The 22,529-nt window shown below is 39.9% G+C and carries 19 protein-coding genes; 10 read left to right on the forward strand and 9 right to left on the reverse strand.

From position 1 onward, the window contains the following. The first annotated feature begins 9 nt into the window (after window positions 1-9). The 5 genes from mreC to F777_RS0100150 all read left to right on the forward strand — a co-directional run bounded on the left by mreC (window position 10) and on the right by F777_RS0100150 (window position 5,670). Complete coding sequence (gene mreC, locus F777_RS0100130; protein WP_026750260.1) at window positions 10-858, forward strand: rod shape-determining protein MreC; 849 nt, start codon at window positions 10-12, stop codon at window positions 856-858. Further along, window positions 855-1,385: a rod shape-determining protein MreD gene (gene mreD / locus F777_RS0100135; RefSeq protein ID WP_026750261.1), complete on the forward strand. Its 531-nt coding sequence runs from the start codon at window positions 855-857 to the stop codon at window positions 1,383-1,385. The genes mreC and mreD overlap by 4 nt, the downstream gene beginning before the upstream one ends. A 71-nt stretch (window positions 1,386-1,456) precedes the next feature. Further along, a complete protein-coding gene (gene mrdA, locus F777_RS0100140; protein WP_026750262.1) occupies window positions 1,457-3,565 on the forward strand; it encodes a penicillin-binding protein 2 in 2,109 nt (702 codons plus the stop codon). Beyond that, window positions 3,562-4,908: a rod shape-determining protein RodA gene (gene rodA / locus F777_RS0100145; RefSeq protein ID WP_026750263.1), complete on the forward strand. Its 1,347-nt coding sequence runs from the start codon at window positions 3,562-3,564 to the stop codon at window positions 4,906-4,908. Before mrdA ends, rodA begins: the two co-directional genes overlap by 4 nt. 9 nt (window positions 4,909-4,917) lie before the next feature. Next, window positions 4,918-5,670, forward strand: a complete 753-nt coding sequence (locus F777_RS0100150; protein ID WP_026750264.1) for an MBL fold metallo-hydrolase — start codon at window positions 4,918-4,920, stop codon at window positions 5,668-5,670. 31 nt (window positions 5,671-5,701) lie between these two features. Here F777_RS0100150 and F777_RS0100155 read toward each other — a convergent pair whose 3' ends face one another. From F777_RS0100155 to F777_RS0100170, 4 genes are read right to left on the reverse strand one after another with little or no spacing between them, the layout of a single operon-like run. Beyond that, window positions 5,702-6,217 (reverse strand): hypothetical protein, encoded by a 516-nt coding sequence (locus F777_RS0100155; RefSeq protein ID WP_152530816.1) that lies wholly within the window; start codon window positions 6,215-6,217, stop codon window positions 5,702-5,704. A gap of 24 nt (window positions 6,218-6,241) precedes the next feature. Continuing rightward, window positions 6,242-6,484 carry a hypothetical protein gene (locus F777_RS0100160; protein WP_026750266.1) on the reverse strand — a complete coding sequence of 81 codons (243 nt, stop codon included), beginning with the start codon at window positions 6,482-6,484 and terminating at the stop codon, window positions 6,242-6,244. Next, window positions 6,484-6,714, reverse strand: coding sequence for a hypothetical protein (locus F777_RS0100165; protein WP_026750267.1), 231 nt, complete (start codon window positions 6,712-6,714; stop codon window positions 6,484-6,486). The genes F777_RS0100160 and F777_RS0100165 overlap by 1 nt, the downstream gene beginning before the upstream one ends. Before the next feature lie 35 nt (window positions 6,715-6,749). Next, entirely contained in the window at window positions 6,750-7,292 is a 543-nt protein-coding gene (locus F777_RS0100170) for an RNA polymerase sigma factor (RefSeq protein ID WP_037369605.1), read from the reverse strand. Between the two features lie 88 nt (window positions 7,293-7,380). On the opposite strand from F777_RS0100170, the gene F777_RS0100175 reads away from it, so the two are divergent. After that, window positions 7,381-9,960, forward strand: a complete 2,580-nt coding sequence (locus F777_RS0100175; RefSeq protein WP_026750269.1) for a phosphoenolpyruvate carboxylase — start codon at window positions 7,381-7,383, stop codon at window positions 9,958-9,960. On the opposite strand, the gene F777_RS0100180 is transcribed toward F777_RS0100175, so the two are convergent. Then, window positions 9,961-10,554, reverse strand: coding sequence for a DNA-3-methyladenine glycosylase family protein (locus F777_RS0100180; protein ID WP_026750270.1), 594 nt, complete (start codon window positions 10,552-10,554; stop codon window positions 9,961-9,963). It abuts the gene before it with no gap. A gap of 41 nt (window positions 10,555-10,595) precedes the next feature. On the opposite strand from F777_RS0100180, the gene F777_RS0100185 reads away from it, so the two are divergent. Then, the gene (locus tag F777_RS0100185; protein WP_037368960.1) at window positions 10,596-11,027 is read left to right on the forward strand and encodes a YybH family protein; all 432 of its coding nucleotides are present in this window, start codon (window positions 10,596-10,598) and stop codon (window positions 11,025-11,027) included. A gap of 67 nt (window positions 11,028-11,094) precedes the next feature. Here the strand turns inward: F777_RS0100185 and F777_RS0100190 are convergent, their stop codons facing one another. Further along, on the reverse strand, window positions 11,095-11,325 hold the full coding sequence (locus F777_RS0100190; protein WP_026750272.1) for a hypothetical protein: 231 nt from the start codon (window positions 11,323-11,325) through the stop codon (window positions 11,095-11,097). Window positions 11,326-11,368: 43 nt separating this feature from the next. Then, window positions 11,369-12,340 (reverse strand): M23 family metallopeptidase, encoded by a 972-nt coding sequence (locus F777_RS0100195; protein WP_026750273.1) that lies wholly within the window; start codon window positions 12,338-12,340, stop codon window positions 11,369-11,371. 97 nt (window positions 12,341-12,437) lie between these two features. On the opposite strand from F777_RS0100195, the gene alaS reads away from it, so the two are divergent. From alaS to F777_RS15125, 3 genes are read left to right on the forward strand one after another with little or no spacing between them, the layout of a single operon-like run. After that, on the forward strand, window positions 12,438-15,056 hold the full coding sequence (gene alaS / locus F777_RS0100200; protein ID WP_026750274.1) for an alanine--tRNA ligase: 2,619 nt from the start codon (window positions 12,438-12,440) through the stop codon (window positions 15,054-15,056). Further along, complete coding sequence (gene gatB / locus F777_RS0100205; RefSeq protein ID WP_026750275.1) at window positions 15,056-16,501, forward strand: Asp-tRNA(Asn)/Glu-tRNA(Gln) amidotransferase subunit GatB; 1,446 nt, start codon at window positions 15,056-15,058, stop codon at window positions 16,499-16,501. Before alaS ends, gatB begins: the two co-directional genes overlap by 1 nt. 9 nt (window positions 16,502-16,510) lie before the next feature. Continuing rightward, complete coding sequence (locus F777_RS15125) at window positions 16,511-17,650, forward strand: TlpA disulfide reductase family protein (protein ID WP_051408323.1); 1,140 nt, start codon at window positions 16,511-16,513, stop codon at window positions 17,648-17,650. Window positions 17,651-17,721: 71 nt separating this feature from the next. Here F777_RS15125 and F777_RS0100215 read toward each other — a convergent pair whose 3' ends face one another. Beyond that, the gene (locus tag F777_RS0100215) at window positions 17,722-19,149 is read right to left on the reverse strand and encodes a RagB/SusD family nutrient uptake outer membrane protein (protein WP_037368963.1); all 1,428 of its coding nucleotides are present in this window, start codon (window positions 19,147-19,149) and stop codon (window positions 17,722-17,724) included. A 40-nt stretch (window positions 19,150-19,189) separates the two neighbouring features. Beyond that, window positions 19,190-22,273: a SusC/RagA family TonB-linked outer membrane protein gene (locus tag F777_RS0100220; protein ID WP_026750277.1), complete on the reverse strand. Its 3,084-nt coding sequence runs from the start codon at window positions 22,271-22,273 to the stop codon at window positions 19,190-19,192. Window positions 22,274-22,529: the final 256 nt, after the last annotated feature.

Raw genomic sequence — 22,529 nt, forward strand, 5'->3', positions numbered from 1 at the left:
GAATAGGCATTGAAAAATATTTACCTGTTCATACGGCAATACTTTAATTTCCTCAGCTTTCTGCTGCTGCAAATTCTTTGTATTGTGATGCTGAGCAATTCCAGCAAAACGCACGAGACTTATTTCTCCGGAATTACTTTTGAAGTAACGGGTTATTTCAATAAGCATTATGCCAACCTGCAACAATACTTTCAATTAAAAGAAACCAATCAGCGACTGGCTGCCGAAAATTCCCGATTAAGAAATGCATTAACGAGCAATTTCGTTTCACCCGATACTACTGCGCTTCAGATTACTGATACTTCTTACCGGGATACATTGGGCAGAAACAGAAAATTCATTTATCTGCCTGCCAAAGTAATTGGCAACTCTTACACTTTACAGAACAATTATCTGATGCTCGAGAGAGGAGAAAACCAGGGCATTAAAAAAGGAATGGCCGTTGTAGGACCAGATGGAATTGTGGGTGTGGTAGTAGATGTGTCGGCCAATCTGAGTAAAGTAATGAGTCTGTTGCACAGAAACAGCAAGGTTTCAGCCATGTTGAAAAAAGACAATACCACCGGTAGCATAGAGTGGGACGGAGCAGATCCTTCCTTGCTGATTTTAAGAAACGTATCTAAAAGTGCCAAAGTGGTAAAAGGAGATACGGTTTTAACCAGCACCTATTCTGCCAACTTCCCTTCGCATTTAATGATTGGAAGAGTGGCTTCCATAACCGAAGATCCGGCTACCAATTACTATACACTGAAAATTAAAACCGCTACGAATTTCTTTACCGTTCAAGACGTAGATGTTATTTACAATACCCGATACAACGAACAAATAGAACTGGAAAATCGCAATAAGAATCAATGAGTAATTTGTTAACCAATATATTCAGATTTGCCTTTTTTATTCTGTTACAGGAATTTGTACTGAATAAGATTCCTGCATTGCATCAGTTCATTGTGCCTTCCTTGTATTTTTTATTCATTCTTTGGCTGCCTTTTAAAATGGGCAGATGGGGTGTATTGGTACTATCATTCCTGTTTGGTCTTACCATGGATTTTTTTACAGGAACCATGGGTTTACATGCCGCTGCCTGTACTTTAATTGGCTATATCCGTCCCTTTCTGTTGAGCTTATTGATTCCTCAGGAAACAACCGAACAGAGCTATGTAGAACCCAGCATCAAAAGCATGGGTTGGGCGCCTTTCGGCCTTTATGTAGGCCTGCTTACTTTTGTACACCACTTTTACCTGGTGCTTTTAGAATGGCTGCAGTTCGGCAGTTTTGGGTATTTCCTGGGAAAAGTAGCAGGAACTACCGGCATCAGTTTGCTGCTGATTTTTTTAACAGAGCTTTTATTTAACAGAAAAGCCAAGTACAGAACCAATAGCTAAAATTATTCCCGCAAACAACCCTGCAGATTGCTTAATTTCACGCTGTCAAAACCATTGACAGTTTCCTGCATATGTCCGTATTTAATCAAAGCCGTGGAAGGGTTATCCAAATTATTATCGGGGCTGTATTTATAGTTATTACCGCTCAGCTCATTAACCTGCAGATTTTTTCTTCTCAATACAAACTGGCTGCAGAAAACAATGCCATTTATCGGAAAATTATTTACCCCGACAGAGGCATTATTTTCGATCGTAAAAAAAGAGCATTACTCGAAAACACGATTAGCTTTGATTTAGTAGTTACCCCAGCTGAATCTAAAGGCACTGACACAGCTACGCTCTGCGCCATTCTGGGTATTGATACTGCAGAATACAAAAAGAGAATGCTCGACGCCATCTTTAAAAACACAAGGGTACGTCCCAGTATTTTCGAGCCCTTGTTAACGCCGGATCTCTATGCAAAGCTTACAGAAAACATGTATAAGTTTCCGGGCTTTGTGTTGAGTGAACGTTCTGTAAGAACTTATCCCTTTAATACAGCTGCACAACTGCTGGGCTATATTGCGGAAGTAGATACCGCTTACTTAAGAAAGAATAAACACCTGGGATACGAAATGGGCGACTATGCAGGAATGAGTGGACTGGAGAAAACCTATGAGTCGGTACTGATGGGGCAAAGAGGAATTAAAAGATTTATCAGAGACAATAAAAGCCGCATACAGGGCCCTTATGAAAATGGCATTTTTGATACCATACCTGTTGCTGGCAGAAACCTGTACACCAGCATTGATGTAGAAGTACAACAACTGGCAGAACAATTATTACAGAATAAAATTGGAAGTGCAGTGGCCATCAATCCGCAAACAGGAGGCATTATCAGCATGGTTTCGAGCCCTACTTATAATCCGAATGTGCTTACTGGAAATGCCCGAAGAAAGAACTGGGGAAGAATGGTAATGGATACCGCCAAACCCATGTACAATCGCGCCATCAAAGGACAGTATCCTCCGGGTTCAACTTTTAAACCACTGGGCGCCTTGGTGGCACTAGATCAAGGATTAATTACTTCTGATTATGGTATTGGTTGCTCGGGCGGTTATGGGGCATGTGGTGGCGTATACGTAAGATGTGAACATAGCAATGCAGGGCATGCTGCCAATTTAAGACTGGCATTGGCCAATTCCTGCAACTCTTATTTTTCTGATGTTTTTAGAAAAGCATTGGATAATAAAAAATGGGGCAACCCCAATCAGGGCTATTTAAAATGGAAAGAATACATGAATGCTTTTGGTTTGGGTAGAAGACTAGAAGTAGACTTGCCTAGTGAAGACAAAGCCAATATTCCAGATACCAGTGTGTACAATCGCTTTTTTGGCGGAGCCAGAAGATGGAACAGTTGCAGTGTGCTTACCCTTGGTATTGGACAGGATAAAATGACGGCTACTCCCTTACAAATGGCCAACCTGATGTGCATCATTGCCAACAAGGGATATTATTATCCTCCCCATTTTGTGGACAGCATTGAAAATGAAAGAATAGAAGATACTTCCTTTTTAAATAAATACCGAACCAAACATACCGTAACCAATATTTCCGATAGAGACTATCAGGCGGTAAACGATGGCATGCATGATGTAACCGTATATGGTACGGCATCTCATATTAAAATTCCAGGGGTTGAATACTGTGCCAAAACAGGAACAGCCCAAAACCCACACGGAAAAAACCACTCTTTGTTCGTAGCATTTGCGCCCAAAGACAATCCTAAAATTGCTGTAGCTGTAGTAGTGGAAAATGGAGGGTATGGATCAGTAGCTGCAGGACCCATTGCGGGATTAATCATGGAGAAATTCCTGAATGACACTTTAAGTACAGCAGGTAAAGCAACTGCGGAAAGAATCACCAATATGGATCTGGTTCCACAGGCTATTAAAAACTGGTACACACGAAAAGATGCAGAGAGAGCAGCCCGCCTGGCTAAACTGGCATTGGAAGAAGCTGCTGAAAAAGAAGAAGCAGAGCCCAACAGGGAAGCGCCTAAAAACAATACGGAAGCAATTCTGGAACAAGGAAGTAAGCCGGTTGGTAACAAAAAAGACAGTACGGAAAAATATAAAATCAAAGCTGCTCTGTTGATTTCTGAATCTAAAAAGAAAAAAATGGAGGGCAGAAGACAATGACAAAGAATAAAAGCATTTCACAGGGGATAGACTATCCGGTTATCTGGCTTTATGCTTCATTGGTAGCCATTGGCATCCTCTGCATTTTCATGGTAGAATACAGAGAAGGGGTAAATGTTTTTAGTTCCTTTATTGGAGGTAAAACCAATTACAGCAAGCAATTGTTTTTTGCAGGCTTCTGCGTGCTGGTTGCAACTTTCATCCTCTTAACAGACAGTAAACTCTTTACCGCTTTTGCCAATCTGATGTATGTATTTGGCTTGTTGCTAATGGTGGCCACTTTTGTGATTGGTAAAAATATCAATGGATCTAAAAGCTGGATTCCTTTGGCAGGAGGCTTTAACCTACAGCCTGCAGAACTCTGTAAAATATTTACTGCCCTGGCTTTGGCCAAATTTTTATCGAGACAGGAAATTGATTTCAGCAAACTGAAATACCAGTTAATCGGCGGTGCCATTACTTTGGCGCCCGCAGTGCTTTCTATTTTACAACACGAATTAGGACTTGCCCTGGTATATACTTCTTTCTTAATTGCCATGTACAGGGAGGGATTGCCTGCTCAAATTCTGATTATCGGATCTTCTTTTGGCGCACTGGTGATTGCCTCTTTAATCATTGAACCCAATACCCTGTTGATTGCTTTAAGTGTAATTGCCGTTTTTCTTATTTACATCGCCAGAAGACAGGCAAAAAGAAATAAAGGAGTCATCACTATCATTTTCATCGCCTGGTTAATCAGTGCAGGGACTCAAAGATTTGTTATCCCCTATATTTTCAACAATGTGCTGGAGTGCTACCAGAGTACCCGGATCTACAGCATGGTGGGCAAGGATTACAATTGCGCAGACAATGTAAAGTCGATGAAGAAACAACAGACGGGAAATGAAAAAGCACCCAGAAAACCAGACGACTATAATGTTCGCCAAAGTAAAATTGCCATTGGCTCCGGAGGCTTTACCGGGAAGGGTTTCCTGAAAGGCACTCAAACCCGTGGAAAATATGTACCCGAACAACATACCGATTTTATCTTCACTTCACTGGGAGAAGCATTCGGATTTTTAGGTTGCTTCTTCTTCCTGATTTTATACATCGCACTCTTATTCAGAATTGTACGAATTGCTGAAAGACAGCGAAGTACTTTCAGCAGGGTTTATGCATACAGTGTAGTTAGTATTTTCTTTTTCCATATAGCAGTAAATGTGAGTATGACCATTGGGTTGTTTCCGATTGTAGGTATTCCCTTGCCGTTGATTAGTTACGGAGGTTCTTCCTTACTCACTTTTACCATTTTGATTTTTATTTTATTAAGACTGGATGCAGACCGCCAGATGGTGCTGCGCTAATTGAATATTATGACCATAATCCCCTTATCTGAAGGAAGTTTTACCATTGATAAAACCAAGGTTTTTGTTCCTTTCGACACTACGAAAGAAGAATTGAACAGCAGACCCATTGGAAGTTTGCTGGTGGAGATACAACCCTTTTTAATCATCACTGCTAAAGACGTAATATTAATTGATACAGGTCTGGGATACAATATGTCCAACGGTGTTCCTCAGATTTATTATAACCTGGAAAAGGCTGGATACAATCCTTCACAGATTACGAAAGTATTGATGAGTCATTTGCACAAAGACCATGCAGGGGGAATTACTACCAGAAACTATAATACCGGAGAACAATTCATTGCTTTCCCCTATGCCAGTTATTATGTACAGAGAAGAGAATTTGAATTTGCCATGGGAATTGGTTCTGCCTCTTATGTACAGGAAGACATTGCCATTCTGGAGGAATTTAGTAAAGTGGTTTGGCTAAATGAAGACCAGGGTATTATTGATGGCTATATTCAATACCAGTTAACAGGTGCACACTCCAAATACCACCAGGTATTTACCATTACAGAAGGAAATGAAACCGTATTCTTTGGCGGAGATGACGCACCGCAATTACAGCAAATGAAAAGCAGGTTTGTAGCCAAGTACGATTTCGATGGAAAGAAATGCATGGAGCTTCGCAAACAATGGTGGGAAGAGGGAAAAGAAAAAGGCTGGAAATACCTGTTTTACCATGATATCTCCAGCCCTGTGTTTAATCATTCAACGTAAATAGTCTAAAGACTTACAATATACTTTCCGCCTAATTTTTCCTTAGGGTTGTATCCCGCTGATTGCGCTCCATGATTCTCTTACGCATGGCAGGTCTGTCTGGTTTTTGATCCGGACCTTGTGGGGGCATTCCACGACGCATCATTTCCTGGCGCATCATGTCGTTGAAGTTTCGGTCTAACTTAAAAACAGTATTTACTCTTTCTTCGCTGTTCAATACTTTTTTGAAGTCGTTATTGTACTTCTTTCTAATAGAAAGCGCTTGTTCTTCAAAAGCCAGTTCTGCATCCTTATTAGCTTCTCTGGCTTTTTTGAGTTCCGCCATATAGCTATTATGAACGGGCCAGAATTTCTGTGCTTCTTCGGCTGTTAAATTGAGTTTCTGGGTTATAAAAGCCACTTTCAAGGCTTCTACATGCGGTGGTCTGGGTCCTCTGGGTTCACCAGGTGCACCTGGCATTCTATCCATTTTACCAGGAGGAGGGGGTTCCTGTGCATGTGCAGCAACGGCCACACTCATTACCATCAAGAAAAGAATCTTTTTCATTTTACTTTTTTTTAAAATTTTCATTTAATCATTCAGATAAAGCTGCAGTTCCTCATCTGATATCTCATCCACAGTTGTTCCGGTTACCCCATCTACCGTGTAGTGGTGTAAACTATTCTCCGACCCTGCCAATGCATTGGCAGATTGCAGGTATTCATCTATTGATTCATTGGGCATTTGTTGCACCCAGTCTGTAACATTCAGAGAAGTCAATTCCGCATAATTCATACCCACTTCGCTTTCCAGTGGCTTTTGTGATGCGTTCATCAGTTGCAATCCCCCAAAACCAAAATAGCGGTAACAACAGCTGCTGCTGCCCAACGATACCAGCTTGTCGCTTTTTTCATGCTCACCACAGGTGCTGCGGTTAAAGGCTTTTGAAAATTCAACTGCTCAAAATAGCCCGCAGGTACTGTTTGAACAGGCTTCTTATTGATCCTGTTCAAGAGAGGAGCAATCTCCTCCAGTTCATGTGCTATGTCTTTTTTATTTTCCATGTTCTTTATATATGACCAATTGCCGGGCAACTGGTTTAATTTGTTTTAATAAATTCTTCAATTTTTTTAGCCGCATGATGATAACTGGCTTTTAGCGCTCCTTCACTTGTATCAAGGATCTTACTCATTTGCTCATAGCTCATTTCATCGAAATATCTTAGTCCGAATACCAGTTTTTGTTTCTCTGGAAGTTGCTGAATGGCCAGTTGCAATTTCCACTCTAACTGATTGGCATCAAAGTTGGGATCCGCTTTAACCTGGTTACTATAGGTTTCTGAAATATCATCAAAAGAGTCTGCCTGTTTTCTATTTTTTTGTGCCAGAAAGCTAAGGCTTTCGTTGGTTGCAATTCTATATAACCAGGTATACAACTGACTGTCTTCTCTGAAATTATCAAGGGCATTCCACACCTTAATAAAACTGTTCTGCAATACATCGTTCACATCATCATGATCTACCACAATGCGGCGGATATGCCAATATAATTTTTCCTGGTATTTCTTTACCAACTCCGTGAATGCCGAATCTTTTTCAGAAGGGATTTTTAACCGCTTCACCAACGCTGTATCCTGGTTCAAACTTTTACAATTGTATTTTAAGTTAGATAAAAATTGGCGGCATGGGTTTAATGGGCTGAAAAAAATTTGTATATTCAGTTGAATCAATATGAACTCAAAAAAAGCCATACAGTCTTTCAGACAGAATGTTACAGACAAATACACTATCTATAATAGCTTGTTTGCAGCCCTTCCCTTTTCAGGAATCGCCAATGTAGGGGCCTTACTTCCCATTTTATTGCAAGCCTGTGTAGATGGTTACCAGCAAGGGAAAAGCCCCATGGCTATTATAGATCAGTTCTTTGAACGGCATGCTATGGCAGACGATGAAAAGGATAAAATAGGGCGACTTTTTAAATTTGTTCAATACATAGAAAGGCAGGTGGTACTTTTTGACGCAATTGAAGATGCAGCATTCGATTCAGTGAATCAGCTGAACGGAACAGGCAGCCTGAAAGCATTGTACAATGAAGCCTATTTTAAAGGAAAGTTGCCGCTCTTAAAAGAAAAACTACGATCATTTAAGGTTAGGGTTGTTTTAACTGCCCATCCCACACAGTTTTATCCGGGCAATGTACTGGGTATTATTCATGATTTAGGGGAAGCCATTGCCAGGAATGATTTTGAAACCATTAATCTGTATATACAACAGCTGGGGATCACTCCTTTTTTCAATAAGAAACAACCCACTCCATTTGATGAAGCCGTCAACCTGATGTGGTATCTGGAGAATATTCTTTACAAGTCTATCGGGAATATCTACAATTTTATTCATGAAGAAATTCTGAACGAAGAAAACAATAACCCATTTATTGAATTGGGATTCTGGCCGGGTGGCGACAGAGACGGAAATCCGTTTGTGAATGCGGCCACTACTTTACAGGTAGCTGAATCTCTTAGAAGTGCCATCATCGTTTGTTATTACAGAGATATCCGATTACTCAAAAGAAGATTAACATTTGCCGGAGTTGATCAACTGGTAGCACAGCTGGAAGCTCAACTCTACGAAAATGTATTTCGCCCGGAAGAAAGCAGAAGAGTGCAGCAGAAAGAATTACTGGAAAAACTGAATGCCATTAAAGCAATGGTAATTGCTGATCACCACGGACTTTACCTGAACAGAATCAACAGCCTGATTAACAAAGTCACCATTTTCGGAACCTGGTTTGCTTCACTGGATATAAGACAGGACAGCAGAATTCATACAGCTGTTATTGCAGATATTGATGAATCCCTGAAGAAGCAACAGAAAAAGGGAATTCTTCCTGATGATTATACTTTACTAAGCGAAGAAGAAAAAATCAAGGCACTTTTGTCTATTGACAAAGTGATTGAAACAACAGATACCACCAGCACCATTGCAAAGGACACTATTGAAAGCATATTTGCCATTCACTCCATCCAGCAACTGAATGGTGAACAGGGCTGTCATCGATATATTATCAGCAATTGCCAGTCGGCACTGAATATGATAGAAGTGTATACGCTATTCAAATTATGCGGATGGAATATACAACAGCTATCTATAGATATTGTTCCTTTATTTGAGACCATCGACGATTTAAAAAATGCCGAAGGTATCATGACCTGGCTTTATGAACTGCCCGTTTATCAATCGCATTTAAAAGCAAGAAACCAGGCACAGACCATTATGCTGGGTTTTAGTGACGGCACCAAAGACGGAGGTTATTTACAGGCCAACTGGAGTATTTATCAGGCTAAGGAGAACTTAACCGGCATCTCCCGTAAATATGGCATTAAGGTTAAATTCTTTGATGGCAGAGGTGGCCCCCCTTCCAGAGGGGGTGGCAAAACCAATAAGTTCTATGCATCCCTAGGGAATGCCATTGAAAACGAAGAAATACAACTCACCATTCAGGGACAAACCATCACTTCCAATTTCGGAACATTGAAATCTGCCCAATACAATCTGGAACAATTACTGAGTGCGGGCATCAGCAATACGGTCTTCTCGGAAAACAGAAAAGATATCAGGGCAGAAAACAAAAGCTTACTGGAAGAGCTTGGAAAAATTAGTCATGAAGTTTACCAGTCCTTCAAAAAACACCCTCAGTTTTTACCCTATATGCAACAATTCAGTCCACTGAATTATTACAGTAAATCCAATATTGCCAGCAGGCCAGGTAAAAGGGGAAGCTCCAATCAGTTGGTTTTTGAAGATCTCCGGGCCATCCCTTTTGTGGGAAGCTGGAGTCAGTTAAAACAAAATGTTCCCGGATATTTTGGCGTTGGTACGGCAATGCAAAAAATGAAGGATACAGGAAGATGGGAAGAAGTGAAAACCCTTTTTAATGAAGTAGCTTTTTTCAGAACCCTGATAGACAACAGCATGATGAGTATGTTAAAATCATTCTTCCCGTTAACAGCCTATATTCAGGAAGATGAAACCTATGGACCAATCTGGAAGCTGATTAAAGAAGAGTATGATTTAACCCAGGCATTGGTGCTTGAATTATCCGGCAGTCAAATGCTGATGGAAGAAGATGCAACTGGCAGGGCTTCTATTTTAATGCGTGATAAAATTGTACTCCCATTGCTAACCATACAACAATATGCGCTGAATCAATTAAAAAAGGAATCCATTTCTGAAGAAGAAAAAAGCAACTACGAAAAATTGGTGACCCGATCCATGTTCGGCATTATCAATGCAGCCAGAAATTCTGCCTGATCAACTGTCTTTCCATCTCCACAAATGCATACAGGCATAGGTTTGGTAAGGAGCCCATTTCTCTGAAATGTTCTTCATGGTTGTTTTCATGGTCTTTTTATCTGCCGGGTCTATCTGATAGATATTGCACATAGCCTGCTGAATGCCCAAATCATCCACAGCAAAAACATCTTCACGGCCCAAAGTAAACATCAATAACATTTCTACCGTCCATCTACCTACCCCCTTAATCTGTACCAGCAAATCAATAATGGCTTCGTTTTCCATTTTGGCCAATGTTTTATCTGTAATACCATGTTCCAGACAAAAGGCAGCTACATTTTTTACATAACTCACTTTCGCGTTACTTAAACCAATGGCACGTAATTTTTCATCCGGCGTCTTCAGCACTTTTGATAATTCCGGATCGGTTCCATTGTACAAATCCAGAAATCGCTGATAAATAACAGCCGCCACTTTAGTGCTCAATTGCTGACTCATGATGCTGGCCATCAACCGAACGGGGACATTTTTTCGTTTCGATATTTTTAATGGCCCCGATTGTAAAAGCGGCTTCAGTTTTTTATCCTTTTGTAAATGTTTCAGATACTCCATTCAAGAAAGTTACTTAATTTACTACTGACTAAATTAGCAAAATGATAAAGAAACTGCTCTTGCTCAATCTTCTTCTATTGAGTATATCTATTGTTTGTTTTTCACAGACAGGTCCGGAAAAACAAATCAGAAAAATCCTGACAGAGCAGACTGCCGCATGGAACCGCGGAGACATTGAAGCTTTCATGAAAGGATACTGGAAAAGCGACAGTCTATTATTTGTTGGCAAAAACGGACCTACTTATGGATTTGCCAATACCCTAAACAATTATAAAAAAAGCTATCCCAACAAAGACTATATGGGTACGCTCCAATTTACTTTACTCGAAGTAAAGCCATTGGCCAAACAACTATGGATGGTTTTAGGAAAATGGGAATTAACACGCAATGCAGGTAATGTAAGCGGCCACTATACCATCTTATTTAAAAAGATAAACGGAGAATGGGTGATCATTATGGATCATAGCAGTTAGAACAAAGTATATAGAATCAAAGTGCTCAAATTTTTATTCCGCCATACTTTTAGTATATCAACTTCGTCTACCGCTCAAAATGAATGGGCTTACTCCAAAGTTTGATTAACCAACGCATCAGGAAGAAAAAGCTGATCAAAAACCAGCAATAGAAAACAATATTACCTGTAGTGATCTTATCGTGAAAAAAAGCATGGTCATACATAATGCCAGCTGTAGAATTGATAGCCAGCCATAGCAGCCCTACAGAAATGGTATTTACAATGCGTAACAGATATTCTCTTACCCCTGGTTCCAAAATGTTTTTATTGTATTACAACTGATTAAGGATTTTGTTCTTCCTAGTCAAAGGTTTGGTTGCTGGCAGCAGCTAATTTCAGAATGCGATCAAATTGAGCTGGTGTTAAATCGTTATAGAAGAAGTAAATAGGGTCTAATTGTGTACCATTTTTATGTACTTCATAGTGTAAGTGCGGTCCCGTACTCTTTCCGGTTGAACCCACATATCCAATTACTTCCCCTCTTTTTACCCGGGCTCCTACTCTGGCTTTAATGCGGACCATATGCGCATACAGGGTCTCATAGCCAAAGCCATGATTTACCACAACCCTGTTTCCGTAACCGCCGGTATTAAACCCGGCATCTTTAATCACCCCGTCCGCTGCTGCATAAATGGGCGTACCGATTGGTGCCGTAAAGTCGAGACCTGCATGGAGTCTTCTGTCTTTATAAATCGGGTCAATACGGTAACCAAAACCAGAAGCTACCCTATTTAAGTTTCGGTTACTGATTGGCTGAATAGAAGGAATGGCTGCAATTAATTTTTCCTTGTTCTTTACCATATTTTCTATGGCATTGAACGATTTTAACTGATACGCCATTCGTAAACTCAGATTGTTCAGCTGGGCCGCCATACTGGTTACCAATTCTGTTTCACCCATGCTCTGCACCAATTGCACTTCTTTCTTTTTCTCCATCTCCTTTACCCTGGCACTGTCTGGTATCGGGTTGGATTCAAATATGGAGCGGTAGACATAATTATCCCGGTTGGCAATTTCATCCATCTGCAACTGCAATTGCTTGATTCTCTCCTCCATTACCTTGTAATTCTGCCTTAAGTCGTCGTTTTGCTGCCTTAATAGCTTCTCTTTTGGAGAATCAATGTAGCGGAAAGTGATGGCGAAAATGAGAATTCCGGTAACAATAGATGCTGCTATATATCCAAATACCTGAAGCAACCTGACCCTGAGTGGGGTGGTTAGCTTCTCAAAGCGCATATTATGCGTATTATAGTAGTATTTTACCTTTTTCATGATCGGTTTTCAGCCCCTTAAATCCGTACCTTTGCCCCTTTAAATAATAACAAATATAGTTTCTACAGCCTGAATGGCATATAAAAAGTAATTCAACATGACGAGTGCCGAAATTCGCCAGCAATTCCTGGATTTTTTTGCTTCCAAACAGCATCAGATTGTACCCTCTGCTCCTATTGTGGTAAAGAACGACCCTACCCTCTTGTTTACCAATGCGGGAATGAATCAGTTTAAGGATTATTTTCTGGGAAACAGCCAACCCAGCAGTCCCAGAATTGCAGACACACAAAAATGTTTGCGGGTAAGCGGCAAGCACAACGATCTGGAAGAAGTGGGGGTGGATACCTATCACCATACCATGTTCGAAATGCTGGGCAACTGGAGTTTTGGAGATTATTTTAAAGCAGAAGCCATTGCCTGGAGCTGGGAACTATTAACTGAAGTATATAAACTACCCAAAGACCGTTTATATGTTACCGTTTTTGAGGGAGATGCTGCAGAAGGAATTCCTGCATCTACTATCGCATTGGCAGAGTGGCAGAAATTAGTGGCACCTGATCATATTGTTTACGGAAATAAAAAAGACAATTTCTGGGAAATGGGTGATACAGGTCCCTGTGGCCCTTGTTCTGAAATACATGTAGACTGCAGATCAGAAGAAGAGATTGCTAAAATCCCGGGCAGAGAACTGGTAAATAAGGACCATCCTCAGGTGATTGAAATCTGGAACAATGTATTTATTCAGTACAACCGTCTAAAAGATGGTTCTCTTATTGAACTACCTGCCAAACACGTAGATACAGGCATGGGCTTTGAAAGATTGGTAAGAGTGATTCAGGGCAAACAGAGCAACTACGATACTGATGTTTTCACCGGAACATTCAGAGCCATTGAAAAAATAACCGGAAATACTTACGACCAGTCCGATTCTAAGGAAGCCATTGCTTTCAGGGTGATTGCCGATCATATTCGTGCCATTGGTTTTACCATTGCCGATGGACAGCTGCCTTCTAACACCGGAGCTGGTTATGTAATCAGAAGAATTTTAAGAAGAGCTGTAAGGTATTATTATTCTTATCTGAATTACAAACAGCCCTTATTATTTCAATTGATTCCAGTTATTGCAGAACAGTTTAAAAATGTATTCCCGGAATTGCATCAGCAACTTGACTTTGTTTGCAAAGTAGTGAAGGAAGAAGAAGATGCTTTTCTTAAGACACTAGATAAAGGGCTGAAGAGAATGGATGATATTATAAAAAACAGCGGATCCGTAATTGACGGCAAAGCTGCTTTTGAATTGTTTGATACATTTGGTTTCCCGATTGACCTTACCCGATTGATTGCTACAGAAAACAATAAGTCAATTGACGAGCAAGGTTTTGAAAAAGAAATGCAGGAGCAAAAAAACAGAAGCCGTGCAGCAACAACTTTGGATACAGAAGATTGGATTGAAATAGCAACCGAAAAAGGACAAGGCTTTGTTGGATACAATGAATTGAGCACAAGCAGCAAAATAACCCGATACAGAAAGATCAGTGCTAAAGGGAAAACTCAATTCCAATTGGTTTTAAATACCACTCCTTTTTATGCAGAAAGTGGTGGTCAGGTAGGTGATACAGGAAAACTGATTTTCAGTAATGATACCATCGCTGTAACCAATACTAAAAAAGAGAATGACCTGATTGTACACTTTGTAGATCAATTGCCTTCTAATCCTGCTGCAGAATTTACTGCTGAAGTAGATGCAGAGAAAAGATTGTTTACCTGCTATAACCACACAGCTACCCACCTGTTACATGCTGCATTAAGACAGGTATTGGGAACACATGTGGCTCAGAAAGGTTCTTTGGTAAATCAGGACAATCTTCGCTTCGACTTTTCTCATTTTGCCAGATTAACAGAGGAAGAAATCATCGCAGTTGAAAACATAGTAAATGTCAAAATCAGAGAAAATATTCCTGTAGTAATAAAAGAAATGTCTAAGGACGAAGCTTTGCAATTGGGCGCTATGGCATTGTTTGGAGAAAAATATGGTGATAGAGTAAGAGTAGTGATTGCAGACCCATCTTATTCAGTAGAGCTTTGCGGAGGCACACACGTAGCTTCTACCGGCATGATTGGACTCATGAAGATAACAGCAGAATCTGCAGTGGCGGCTGGTGTTAGAAGAATTGAGGCATTAACCGGAAAAGCTGCTTTTGATTATTTGTCTAATCAAAACGAAACAATCAAACAGATTGGCAACGTGCTGAAGTCGCAGGATGTATTGAAGTCAATTGAAAAACTGGCAGCAGAAAAACAGGAACTTGAAAAAAAGATAGAGAGCCTGGAAGCAAAACAGTTGCAATCCCTCAGAACCGAATTAATACATAAGATAAAAATCTATCCTTCTGGTAATGGTCAGTTTATTGGAGAAGTATTACAAGTAAGCAGCCCTGATCATCTAAAGAAAATCTGCTTCGATTTAAAAGCTGAACTGGGGGATGATTATGTAGTTGTATTGTGCGCCAATATTGCGGGTAAAGCAGCTGTTTGTATTTTATTAAGTGATAGTGTTGTTGCACAAAAAGGATTAGAAGCACCTCAGTTAATAAAACAATACGCAACCCCTTTAATTAAAGGCGGTGGCGGTGGTCAGAAAACCCTGGCAACTGCTGGTGGTCAGGATGCATCTAATCTGTCAACATTGATACAACAAATCTATTCTCTGCTATAATGGATTACCAAGAGAAATACCAGGCAGTCATCGGACTTGAGATTCATGCACAACTGGCAACTAAATCCAAGTTGTTCAGCGGAGACAGCACTGCGTTTGGCAATACACCCAATACCCAGGTGAGTCCTATTTCACTTGCATTTCCAGGTAGCCTACCCAAATTGAACAAGGAAGCAGTTGAAATGGCAGTCAAAATGGGATTAGCTTGTAACTGTACTATTGCAGAAGAAAGTTTTTTTGCAAGGAAAAATTATTTTTATCCGGATCTTCCTAAAGGCTATCAAATTTCACAACATACACATCCCATCTGCATCGGGGGAAAAGTTCTCATCAAAACAAGTGAAGGGCAAAGAAACGTACAATTGAATCGTATTCATCTGGAAGAAGATGCAGGCAAAAGTATTCATGATATACTGGCTTCCCATTCCTGTATCGATTTAAACCGTGCCGGCACACCTTTAATTGAAATTGTTACAGAGCCGGATTTATATTCTGCAGAAGAAGCCTGGCAATACGTAACAGAAATCAGAAAACTGGTCAGATGGATTGGCGTTTGTGACGGGAATATGGAAGAAGGAAGCTTAAGATGCGATGCCAATATTTCCGTAAAACTAAAAGGTGCCGAACAACTGGGAACTAAAGTAGAAGTCAAGAACCTGAATTCTATTCGAAATATAAAAAAAGCTATTGAATTCGAAATTACCAGAATCATTCAGGAACTAGAAGCAGGTAATAAAATTGTACAGGAGACAAGAAGCTACGATGCAGACAAGGATATCACTTTCAGCATGCGGGAAAAGGAAGAAGCCAACGACTACAGGTATTTTCCAGATCCGGATTTACCCCCTATAATACTAACGAAAGAAAAGATTTTATCCATTAAAAACAGCTTGCCTTTATTTCCCAATGAATGGTTTGAGATTTTTCAGAATAAATACCAACTAAACGAGTACGACGCTACTCAGTTATGCGAAGAAAAATCAATAGCTGAATTTTTTGAAGTAACTGCCCTGTATTGTCAGCAATACAAAATGATTGCAAACTGGATATTAGGACCTGTAAAGCAATTGGTAAACGAACAACAGAAAAGTATTAATGAATTAGGATTGAGCGCAAAAAGTTTGGCTGATACCATTCAATTAATAGAATCAGGGAAAATTAATTTCTCCGCTGCAGCATCCAAACTATTGCCAGCATTGTTGAATAACGAAAAAGACCCAGTGGAACTGGCCACAACACTGAATATTCTTCAAACCAGCGATAGCGGAGAATTAGAAGAATGGGTAAACAAAGCCATTGAAATGATGCCAGATAAAGTACAGGCTTATCAAAAAGGCAAAAAAGGATTGATCGGTTTGTTTGTTGGTGAGGTAAAAAAAATGAGCAAAGGAAAAGCTGATCCGAAAATCGTTACAGAACTACTCGAACAAAAATTAAACGCATAAAATACCATCATGAAAAAATCTATTTACCTCTTTTTGGGGGCCGGACTACTGCTGAATGCCTGTAGCCAGGAAAAAAAATACGGTGAATTTACCGTTAAGGGCACTATTAAAAACGCCATTACGCCTAAAGTGTATTTACAAGAACTTCCCTATGGAGGTGATCAACCTGTAATTCTGGATTCCGCCAGCCTGCCTGCAAATGGCAAATTCAGTTTAAAAGGAATGGCTAAAGAAGAAGGTTTGTACAGACTGGTATTGGAGAATGGCCCCGATGTATTGATAGTAAACGACAACAATGAAATTGAAGTAGACCTGGATGTAACCAGATACAGAGTTTATGAAGTAAAGAATTCCCCTGCTTCAGCGGCTATGCATACTTTATTTGAAGATTACAGAAAGAAAGATTCAGCATTGTATGCTGTATTCATGGAACTGGATTCCCTGCAAGCTCAACCCAATTCAGATTCACTGGTAAAAGTGTTGCAAACCAACAGAGATGGCAAAGTGAAGGAAATGAACGGTATGGTAAGAAAGTTCATCAATGAAAGTGAAAGTCCTGCGGCCAGATATTATGCATTGGGAATGGCTTCCAGAACCATGACACCGGATGAATTAAAAGCATTGGTTAATGAATCAGCTGAAAAGTATAAATCGCATTCAGGCTTGAATAAAATCAAAGCGCTGCTAGATGCAAGTACCAAACAGCAACCAGCAGCACCTCCTGCTTATGCTTTATTGGGCAAACAAGCACCAGAAATCACTTTGCCAGATCTAGATGGAAAACCTTTTTCATTAAGTAGTCTGAAAGGTAAATACGTACTGGTTGATTTCTGGGCCAGCTGGTGTGGCCCTTGCAGAAAGGAAAACCCAAATGTAGTAGCCGCTTATAATCAGTTTAAGAATAAAAACTTTACCATACTCGGCGTTTCACTGGACAATGATAAACAGGCCTGGTTGGATGCCATTAAAATGGACAAGTTGAACTGGAAGCACATAAGTGACCTGAAACAATGGGAAAGCGAGATGCCCAATCTCTATCAGTTTAATGCGATTCCATTTAATGTATTAATTAATCCTGAAGGAAAAATCATCGCATCAGATTTAAGAGGCAACCAGTTGTTTAAAACTTTGGAGGAGTTATTAAAATAATCAGCATATTAGACTTAAAACAAAGAGGCCCCGAAAATTTCGGGGCCTCTTTTATCATAACTAATTAAGAATTAGTTGGTATATCCTGGATTTTGCTGAATCAAAGGATTCGCGTTGATCTCAGGATTTGGAATTGGTAACAAGAAACGGAAATTACCAGCTGGTAAAGTCTGTGCATTTGCATTTGGCGCATCAGCTAATAAACGAGAAACTGGTAAGTTTCTTCTCTTTAAATCCCAGAAACGATGTCCCTCAAATGGCAATTCTTTAAAACGCTCTTCCAAAATCGCAGTGATAGCCGCATCTTTGGTAGCAAGCGTAACATTGGTATAACCATTGATACGGGCAGCACGCAATGTATTTAAATCGTTGGTTGCTGCTACTAAATTGTTCAATTCAGCATTTGCTTCTGCACGAATCAAATACATTTCTCCAGTTCTGAACACTTTTGCATCTGCTACGTGTTCACCTGGAGTTCCATAAGTGGTACCGCGGTACTTTCCAACCAACTGAGAAGGACGACCAGCAGCAGCCAATAATGGCTCGGTTCTGAAATAAGAAGTAAAACGTACATCATTAGCTTGATCGTATGAATTCCAAAGTTTGCTGGAAGGAACCCAGGCAGTCTGAGAAATCGCACCTGAGTTTGCAGAAGTACCTTGGAACAAGGAACCGATTCTTCCACCCAATGAAGGAGTACGGCTCAATTTAAATGCCAACTCGCTATTGTTTGCATCAGTCCAGATTGCAGGGAAGTTTGCTCTTGTAGCCAAAGGAAGTGCTGTAATGTATTCTGTTGAGAATGTAACCGCATCACTATACTCTTTTAGATACAAAGCAATTCTAGCTTGTAATGCAGAAGCAGCTGGGCGAGTAGCACGATAAATATCAGTAACACCGGCTGGCAATAATGGCTTTGCAGCGGTAATATCTGCCTTTAATTTAGCAAAATAAGGAGCTACCTGAATTCTGGCAGTAGAAGCCAAAGAAGGGGTTTCCATATAAGCCATTGCTAAATCAGTACCTACAGCTGAATTACTATAGTATCTGTACAATTCAAAATGGCAAAATGCGCGCAAAAACAATGCTTCACCGCGTAAACGATCTTTTAAAGCCGCTTCAGTTGCATTCGCAGCTACCGCATTTGGCAAAGCCACCAACACACGGTTCACACGGTCGATGATCCTGTAATACAAATTAAATGCAGTGTAGTTATCACGCAATCCCACGTCCTGAGAGCCATATTGCCACTCATGGGTTGTAGCTGCATTGTAGAATTCACCTGGTTTTACTTCATCCGTAAAAGTTGCATTCAAAAGAATGCCCATTTCTACGTTCATAGCCGAATAAGCACCAATAATTCCTGATTCATTGTTGGCTACCGTTTTTAAAGCAATATCTCCACCAATGAAATCGGTTTCTTTTACATCAATCACTTTCTGGCAAGCTCCTAAAGAAGCTGCCATAAAAGCAAGGATGACTAATTTATTTTTTTTCATTTGATTCTTTTTTTCTTTCAAGAAAATTCAATTGTATCTATTAGAAGTTGATGTCTAAACCAACAACGAAAGCTCTTGGATTTGGATATTCGTTCAAGCTGATGTTGTTGTTATCTTCTGGATCAACACCTTTCCAAGGGCTCCAGATAGCAAGGTTTTGACCTTGAACATACAATCTTGCACTCTTAACAATTGTTGTACCGCTTGCAGTTTTGATTGTAGGGATTGCATATGACACAATCAAATTTCTGAAACGTAAAAATTTAGCATCCTTAACATCAGATGAGTTAAATCCTCTGTCATATGCAGAGCTTTGGTAAAGTTTAACATCACCTGGTTTTTGCCACTGATTGTCAATCAACTCTCTGGAAGCTCTAACCGCCTGATGGTAACCCAAAGTACCTCTGGTAATCCAGTTACCAGTATTGTCGTAACGGGTAACGTCAAACTGATAAGAGAATAATGCAGAAACAGTGATGGCTTTGAAACGTACATCTAAATTGAAACCACCCTGGTGCTTTGGCAAGTATGTACCGAATTTAGCAAAACGACCAGCTTGTGCTTCAGAATAAACAGTGGCTCCTGTTGGACCTTCGTACATTGGACGACCAGTTGCAGGATCTGCACCTAAATAGTTAGTCGTGTAATGAGAACCGTATGGTAAACCTCTTCTAATGATGAAAGTACCTACTACATATTCATTTACAAGACCCAAATCTTCAATGTTGTTTTTATTAATAGAGTGGTTAACACCTAAAGTGAAACCGAAATCTCTTTTCTTAATAACGTCAACATTCGCTGTTGCTTCAATACCCTGGTTGGTCATAACACCTGCATTGATAGCTAATGTTCCAAAACCGGTTGTACCAGACAAAGGTTGGTTAACGAACAAGTCAATGGTTTTGTTTTTGTAAACATCAACAGTAAATCTTGCACGGTTTTGCCAAACTGCAAAGTCGATACCAATATTTGTCTTTTGAATTTTCTCAATCTTCAAGTCTGGATTACCTGGGTTATTAGGGACTATACCTACAACAGCAGAACCTGCGTAAGCAGCTGTACCGAAAGTAGGCACCTGAGGACCCTGATAGTTAGGTACTCCATTCAATGGAACTCCATAAGAACCAGTTGTGATGGATCCAATGTTAGGAATGATACCATAGCTTGCACGAACTTTCAAATCAGTGAAAATTCTTTGGTTAGCTAAAAATTTCTCTTTTAGCGCATTCCATGTAAAACCGGCAGACCAGGTTGTGATTTCACGGTTGGAAACGTTTACAATTCTGGAAGTACCGTCTCTTCTGATATTTGCATTGATAGAATATTTACCATCATAGGTATATCTGGCGGTTGCAAAATAAGAACGGATACCAAATCCGGATTTCGCAGAAGAAGAGTTCTGGGGATATGTCGCAGCACCGTTAGTAGGCAATGCACCAGCACCCTGACCAGTTTCCGTTAAACGAGGATCTAAGTTAAATAGAGTAAGACCCATCGCTTTAGACCAGCTGCGAACTACTTCAAAATAAGCTCCTGCTTCTACTTCATGAACATTGGCAATACGCTTAGCAAATACCAAGCTGCTGGTGTTGATGATTTGAGAGGTTAATCTGTAACCTTCCTGAGCTAAACCGCTCTGGAACTGTTGTAAAGAACCGATATAAGAAGCTGGGTTGATATAGCGAGAGTTTTGGTCGCTTGATACATCAATACCAAATGTATTCTGAATAGTCAAACTTGGCAATAATTTATAAGCTACAGTTAAACCAGAATTGATTTTTATTTGGTTAGTAGTTCTTCTAGAGTTTTGAATACCTTCTAATAAGTTACCTACCTGACGCAATGCCAATGGAGTCGACGCCCCAAAAATGATTGAACCATCTGCTCTAAAAGGATTCTCATAAGTCTTAGCACGGTAAGTCATCTGGAAAGGGTTTCTTGGGCTATTTCCCAATTGCTCCCCTTCAGAGAATCTAGAGATTGAGTAACCTACCTGATTATTGAAACGTACACTTAACTTGTCAGCAGTATGATCTACATTCAGACGTACTGTATAACGAGTCAAGCTAGAGCCTAAGTCTATACCCTGCTGATCAAAAATACCAGCTGACATAAAGAACTTGGTTTTTTCATTACCTCCAGACATATTCAATTCGTGTGTTTTGGAAACACCGGTTCTGTATAAAATGTCTGGCCAGTAAGAATCAATTGCTTTTATACTATCATACAGAAACTGCTTTCTCGCTGCAGTCATACCAGCAGGAATAGCTGGGTTATTTGGAGAGTAAGTCCAACCTGGTGTATTTACAAAACGCTGTCTTTCTTCATAAGCGAACATTTCAGCAGTGTTCATCAAATTCAAACGGCTGAAATCTGGTGCCTGAGTAAAACCGTACTGATTTCTGAAAGTAAAATTGGTTGGACCACTTTTACCTTTTTTAGTTGTGATTACAATTACACCTGTACCACCTCTTGCACCATACAAAGCTGCAGAGTTTGCATCTTTCAATACCGTAATAGATTCGAAATCGTTAGGGTTGATTGACTGCATGTCAAACGCAGGCAAAGGAACCCCATCAATTACATACAATGGCTGTGCACCCGCACCTGCAATAGACTGAATACCACGGATGGTAACTGATGCAGATGAACCTGGTTGACCAGATCCTGAGTTAACCAACATACCGGGAACACGTCCCTGTAATGCCTGGTCAAACGCACCAACTGGGACAGTTTCAACTACTTTACCGCTTAATACAGCGGCAGCACCAGCAAACTGGGTTTTCTTTTCTCTGGAATAACCAGTTACAACCACTTCGTCTAAGTTTTCAACCGTAGAACTAAGTGATACATTTACTGTATTACCCTTACCCAATTTAATTTCTTTGGGAGAAAGGTTTAAACCAGAAACTACCAAAGCGGTAGCGGTAGAAGGAACAGAAATAGAATACGTTCCATTCTCTTTTGTTAGTGTACCTGTACTAGTGCCTTTCACCAATACAGAAGCCCCTGAAACAGGCTTTCCACTCTCGTCTGTTACTGTTCCTGTGATGGTTCTGTTTTGAGCCTGCAATTGAAACAAGCTGATCAACAGACACAGGAATACTGTGACTAGTTTTCTCATGATTAAGTGTTTAAGTTTTGGACAGCTAATATAGTTAAAGAAAGCTTAAAAGCCAAGGTTTGTTGAAGTTAGAATTGATAAACGGCTTTGAAATTTATAATAAATTTTTTTTAATTTTAATAAATTGATAAACATATAATTAAATTGAATTAAAATATTAATTAATATAAAATTTTCAACCTGAATACTGAAATTTTAAAACATTTTTGATTGTTCTTCGTAACATTTAGGAAACTTTCAAAAAAAGGGCCCGACA

The sequence above is a fragment of the Sediminibacterium sp. C3 genome, from assembly GCF_000508085.1.
GTDB lineage: Bacteria > Bacteroidota > Bacteroidia > Chitinophagales > Chitinophagaceae > Sediminibacterium.

Bases quoted from the DNA above. Each gene is read 5' to 3' on its own strand.
- mreD (WP_026750261.1), top strand. From the start codon at position 855: ATGAGTAATTTGTTAACCAATATATTCAGATTTGCCTTTTTTATTCTG.
- mrdA (WP_026750262.1), top strand. From the start codon at position 1,457: ATGTCCGTATTTAATCAAAGCCGTGGAAGGGTTATCCAAATTATTATC.
- rodA (WP_026750263.1), top strand. From the start codon at position 3,562: ATGACAAAGAATAAAAGCATTTCACAGGGGATAGACTATCCGGTTATC.
- F777_RS0100150 (WP_026750264.1), top strand. From the start codon at position 4,918: ATGACCATAATCCCCTTATCTGAAGGAAGTTTTACCATTGATAAAACC.
- F777_RS0100155 (WP_152530816.1), bottom strand. From the start codon at position 6,217: ATGAAAAAGATTCTTTTCTTGATGGTAATGAGTGTGGCCGTTGCTGCA.
- F777_RS0100160 (WP_026750266.1), bottom strand. From the start codon at position 6,484: ATGAACGCATCACAAAAGCCACTGGAAAGCGAAGTGGGTATGAATTAT.
- F777_RS0100165 (WP_026750267.1), bottom strand. From the start codon at position 6,714: ATGGAAAATAAAAAAGACATAGCACATGAACTGGAGGAGATTGCTCCT.
- F777_RS0100175 (WP_026750269.1), top strand. From the start codon at position 7,381: ATGAACTCAAAAAAAGCCATACAGTCTTTCAGACAGAATGTTACAGAC.
- F777_RS0100180 (WP_026750270.1), bottom strand. From the start codon at position 10,554: ATGGAGTATCTGAAACATTTACAAAAGGATAAAAAACTGAAGCCGCTT.
- F777_RS0100185 (WP_037368960.1), top strand. From the start codon at position 10,596: ATGATAAAGAAACTGCTCTTGCTCAATCTTCTTCTATTGAGTATATCT.
- F777_RS0100195 (WP_026750273.1), bottom strand. From the start codon at position 12,340: ATGAAAAAGGTAAAATACTACTATAATACGCATAATATGCGCTTTGAG.
- alaS (WP_026750274.1), top strand. From the start codon at position 12,438: ATGACGAGTGCCGAAATTCGCCAGCAATTCCTGGATTTTTTTGCTTCC.
- gatB (WP_026750275.1), top strand. From the start codon at position 15,056: ATGGATTACCAAGAGAAATACCAGGCAGTCATCGGACTTGAGATTCAT.
- F777_RS15125 (WP_051408323.1), top strand. From the start codon at position 16,511: ATGAAAAAATCTATTTACCTCTTTTTGGGGGCCGGACTACTGCTGAAT.
- F777_RS0100215 (WP_037368963.1), bottom strand. From the start codon at position 19,149: ATGAAAAAAAATAAATTAGTCATCCTTGCTTTTATGGCAGCTTCTTTA.
- F777_RS0100220 (WP_026750277.1), bottom strand. From the start codon at position 22,273: ATGAGAAAACTAGTCACAGTATTCCTGTGTCTGTTGATCAGCTTGTTT.